Genomic DNA, 4,286 nt, shown 5'->3' on the forward strand with positions numbered 1-4,286 from the left:
CACCCACACCATGTTCATCAGCCGCAGCGTCACTCCTTCGGGCGACTGGTCGGGGTGGCGCGCCATCCAGTCGGTGAGGGAGTCCGCCGCGCCCACCAGCGCGTGCGCCACGAAGTCAGCGTCCTCGTCGGAGAGTTGGTGGGAGCCGGGCCCGCCCTGCGTGATGCCCGCCCACACCAGGCCCGCCACCTCCGCCATCACCGCGCGGCGGGCCTCGGCGACGGCCGTCGCGATCGCCTCGCTCAGCTCCGAGGCCTGGCGGTGCAGCACCACCCAGCTGTCGCGGTGCTCGGCGACGAAGGAGAAGAACGCCAGGAGGCCCGCGTGCAGCCGCAGTTCGGGCGCTGCCTCGCCCGCCGTCGCCGCGCCCTGGAACGCGCCGACCAGGCGGTCCGCCTCGCGGCGCAGACAGGCCAGGAAGAGACCTTCCTTGGAGTCGAGGTACAGATACACCATCGGCTTGGAAATTCCGGCGAGTTCGGCGATCTCGTCCACCGACGCCCCGTGATAGCCACGCTTGGCGAAGACCTGGACCGCCACGTCGACGATCTGACGCTCGCGCTCGGGGCGCGGGACGCGCCGCCTGCGCGGGCCGGACGCACCGTCGGATATGCCGCTCACCCTTGTCAGCCTCCCTGGTTCCGACTTACCTTACTCTTTAGTAAGTTTACTTCAGGGTAAGGAGATTGCGATGGCGGACGGCGACATCAGCAAGATCGCGGAACTCGACTTCGCCCGCGTCACGCCCGAGGAGTTCGCGCGGATCGTGAAGGGCCTGTCCGGCAAGGAGATCGCGGAGATCGCCCAGGACGGCGCGCTGCGCACCCGCGTCCTGCAGGAGGTCTTCGGGCGCATGGAGCGGCAGTTCAAGCCGGAGACGGCCGGCTCCCTCAAGGCCCTCATCCGCTGGAAGGTCACGGGCAGCGGGGAGAACGGGGAGGCGGTGTACGAGACGGACATCGCCGACGGCACCTGCACCGTCCGCGAGGGGCGCTCGGACGCCGAGCCGCGCGTCACGCTCATCATGGGTGACGCCGAGTTCCTCAAACTGGTCTCCGGAAACGCCAGCCCCGTCACGATGTTCATGATGCGCAAGGTGAAGATCGCGGGCGACGTGGCCCTCGCGTCCGGGCTCACCCGCTACTTCGACATCCCCAAGGCCTGAGGAGCGCGCCATGCCCTTCTCCCTCGAACTGACGGAGGAACAGCGGGACTTGCGCGAGTGGGTGCACGGCTTCGCCGCCGGGGTCGTGCGGCCGGCCGCCGCCGAGTGGGACGAGCGCGAGGAGACCCCGTGGCCCGTCATCCAGGAGGCCGCGAAGATCGGGCTCTACGGCTTCGAGTCGCTGGCCGACCTGTTCGGCGACCCCTCGGGGCTCTCGCTGCAGATCGCCAACGAAGAGCTGTTCTGGGGCGACGCGGGCATCGGGATGGCCCTGTTCGGCACCTCGCTCGCCGTCGCCGGGATCTTCTCGGCGGGCACGCCGGACCAGCTGGCGGAGTGGGTGCCGCAGTGCTTCGGGGACGAGGACGAGCCGAAGGTCGCGGCGTTCTGCGTGTCCGAGCCGGAGGCCGGGTCGGACGTCTCCGCGCTGCGCACCCGCGCCACGTACGACGCGACGCGCGACGAGTGGACGCTCAGCGGCCAGAAGGCGTGGATCACCAACGGCGGCATCGCGAACGTGCACGTCGTGGTGGCGTCCGTGGACCCCGCCCTGGGCTCGCGGGGACAGGCCGCGTTCATCGTCCCGCCGGGCACGCGCGGACTCGAAGGGGGACGCAAGATAAGGAAGTTGGGGCTGCGCGCCTCGCACACCGCGGACGTGTTCCTGGATGACGTACGGGTGCCGGGGAGCTGTCTGCTGGGCGGCAGGGAACGCCTCGACGCGCGGCTCGCGCGGGCCCGGGAGGGCGTGCGGGGCGCGCCGGGCGCGCGGGGGCAGGCCGCCATGGCCACGTTCGAGGTCAGCCGCCCCACGGTGGGCGCGCAGGCGCTCGGGATCGCCCGTGCCGCCTACGAGTACGCCCTGGAGTACGCCGGGGAACGCGTCGCCTTCGGCCGCCCGATCGTCGAGAACCAGTCGATCGCCTTCGCGCTCGCGGATCTGCGCACCGACATCGAGGCCGTGCGGCTGCTGATCTGGCAGGCCGCGTGGATGGCGCGCAACGACAAGGTCTTCGACGCGGGCCAGGGCTCGATGGCCAAGCTGCGTGCGGGCGAACTCGCGGTCGCCGCGAGCGAGAAGGCCGTGCAGGTGCTGGGCGGCGCGGGGTACAGCAGGGAGCATCCGGTGGAGCGCATGTACCGGGACGCGAAGATCTACACGATCTTCGAGGGCACGAGCGAGATCCAGCGGCTGGTGATCGCGCGGGCGATATCGGGGCGGCAGATTCCCTAGGCCTCCTCCGAGCGGCAGATTCCCTAGGCCTCCTCCGAGCGGCAGATTCCCTGGGCCCCCTCCGGGCGGCGGCGCCTTGGACGCCGCCCTCAAGCCCTCATTGACCTGCGCCGATGTAACGATCATGACGACATCTGCGTACTCCCCCGCCCGCGGGTCCGAAGCCGTCGCGCTCGGGCGCCTCGGGAGCTGGCTGGTACCGGCCCTCGTCCTGTGCGTCGCCGGGTTCCAGCGGCGGTGGATGTCCGACGACGGTCACATCTACGTCCGCACGGTCCGGCAGATCCTCGCCGGGAACGGGCCCGTCTTCAACGCCGGGGAGCGCGCCGAGTCGTCCACCGGCACCCTGTGGCAGTGGCTCCTCGTCCTGGCCGGGGCCTGTGGCCTCGACATCGCCACCGCCGCGATGTACGGCGGACTGCTGCTCACCGCCGCCGGGTTCGCGCTCGCCGGGCTCGGGGCGCTGCGGCTGCGGGACGGCGGCGGCGCGCCGGGCGTGGGCGGCGGGGGCGGCTTCTTCGTGCCGTGCGGCGCGCTCGTGCTGCTCGCGCTGCCGCCCGTCTGGGACTTCGCCACCTCGGGCCTGGAGACGGGGCTCGCCACCTGCTGGATCGCGGGCGGCTGGCTCGCGCTCCTGGCCCGGCCGCGCTCGCCGTGGACGAGCGCGCTGCTCGGCCTCGGACCGCTCGTGCGGCCCGACCTCGCGCTGGTCTCGGTGGTCTTCCTGGCCGCGCAGTGGACCATGGCGCGGCCCTCGTGGCGCGGGGTGCTCGCGGGCGCCGGCGCGGCGGGGGCGCTGCCCGTCGCGTACGAGGTCTTCCGCATGGGGTACTACGGGCATCTGATGCCGCTGCCCGGCGTCACCAAGGAGGCCTCGCGGAGCCTGTGGGCGCGGGGCGCCGCGTACTTCTGGGACTTCGCGGGGCCGTACGTGCTGTGGCTTCCGCTGCTGCTCGTCGTCGCCGGGTTCCTGGCGTCGGAGCGTCCGCCGGTCCGCGTGCGCGGGACCGGGCGCGAGCTCGCGCCCGCCGCCGCCCCCGTGGTCGCGGGGGCGCTGTGCTGGCTCTACGTCGTCAAGGTGGGCGGCGACTTCATGCACGGGCGGATGTTCCTGCCGGGGCTGCTCCTGATGCTGCTGCCCGTCTTCCTCGTGCCCGTCACCCGGGCGTGGGGCATCGTCGTCCTGGGCGTCGCCGTGTGGGCGGTGGCGTGCGCGGGCGTGCTGCGGGTGCCGTACGAGGGACGCATCGGGGCCGGCGGCATCGCCGACGAACGCGGTGTGTACGTACGGCAGAACGCGGCCCCGCACCCCCTCCACCACGGCTTCGCCGGGCAGCCGGGCAACCGCGCCTACGCCGGACTCGTCCGGGCGCGGGCGCGGGCCGGCGTGCCCACGCTGCTGCTCGCCAGGACGCCGGTGACGGGCGGCGCGCCGGGGGTGACCGGCGTCTACAACACGCTCGGCTTCAGCGGTTCCGTCGTCCCGCTGTCCGGTGCCGCGCTCGACCCCATCGGGCTCGCCTACCCGCTCGCGGCCCACTCCGAGGGCATCGACGGCCGCGTCGGGCACGACAAGCGGCTGCCCGACGAGTGGATCGTCGCCGAGCGCGGCGCCGCCGAGCTGCCCGCCGGGCTCGACCCGGCCCGCGTGGACGCCGCCCGGCGGGCCCTGCGCTGCGCGCCGTTCGCGGAGCTGCGGGCGGCGACGCGGGACCCGCTGACGGCCAAGCGCTTCTGGCGGAACCTGACGGGCGCCGTGGAGCGCACGGCCTTCCGCTTCCCCAACGACCCGGTACGGGCGGAGCGGGAGGTGTGCGGGCGGGGCGGGGAGTGGACGGGCGGTGACGGTGCCGGGCGGTGACGGCGCCGGGTGCCGAGCCCGCCGAC

The 4,286-nt window shown here is 73.3% G+C and carries 4 protein-coding genes; 3 read left to right on the forward strand and 1 reads right to left on the reverse strand.

All coding sequences use genetic code 11. The annotated features are described in order from the left end of the window. Nucleotides 1–621 (reverse strand): TetR/AcrR family transcriptional regulator (locus AOK22_RS37495; protein ID WP_244165266.1); only part of this gene is annotated, 621 nt, incomplete at its 3' end. 70 nt (nucleotides 622–691) lie between these two features. On the opposite strand from AOK22_RS37495, the gene AOK22_RS37500 reads away from it, so the two are divergent. The 3 genes from AOK22_RS37500 to AOK22_RS37510 all read left to right on the forward strand — a co-directional run bounded on the left by AOK22_RS37500 (nucleotide 692) and on the right by AOK22_RS37510 (nucleotide 4,260). Continuing rightward, the gene (locus tag AOK22_RS37500) at nucleotides 692–1,165 is read left to right on the forward strand and encodes an SCP2 sterol-binding domain-containing protein (RefSeq protein ID WP_055703126.1); all 474 of its coding nucleotides are present in this window, start codon (nucleotides 692–694) and stop codon (nucleotides 1,163–1,165) included. A 10-nt stretch (nucleotides 1,166–1,175) separates the two neighbouring features. After that, nucleotides 1,176–2,399, forward strand: a complete 1,224-nt coding sequence (locus tag AOK22_RS37505) for an acyl-CoA dehydrogenase family protein (protein WP_055703127.1) — start codon at nucleotides 1,176–1,178, stop codon at nucleotides 2,397–2,399. 124 nt (nucleotides 2,400–2,523) lie between these two features. After that, nucleotides 2,524–4,260 (forward strand): arabinofuranosyltransferase AftB family protein, encoded by a 1,737-nt coding sequence (locus tag AOK22_RS37510; protein WP_055703128.1) that lies wholly within the window; start codon nucleotides 2,524–2,526, stop codon nucleotides 4,258–4,260. Nucleotides 4,261–4,286: the final 26 nt, after the last annotated feature.

Source organism: Streptomyces silaceus, from assembly GCF_001419745.1.
Classification (GTDB): Bacteria; Actinomycetota; Actinomycetes; order Streptomycetales; family Streptomycetaceae; genus Streptomyces; species Streptomyces silaceus.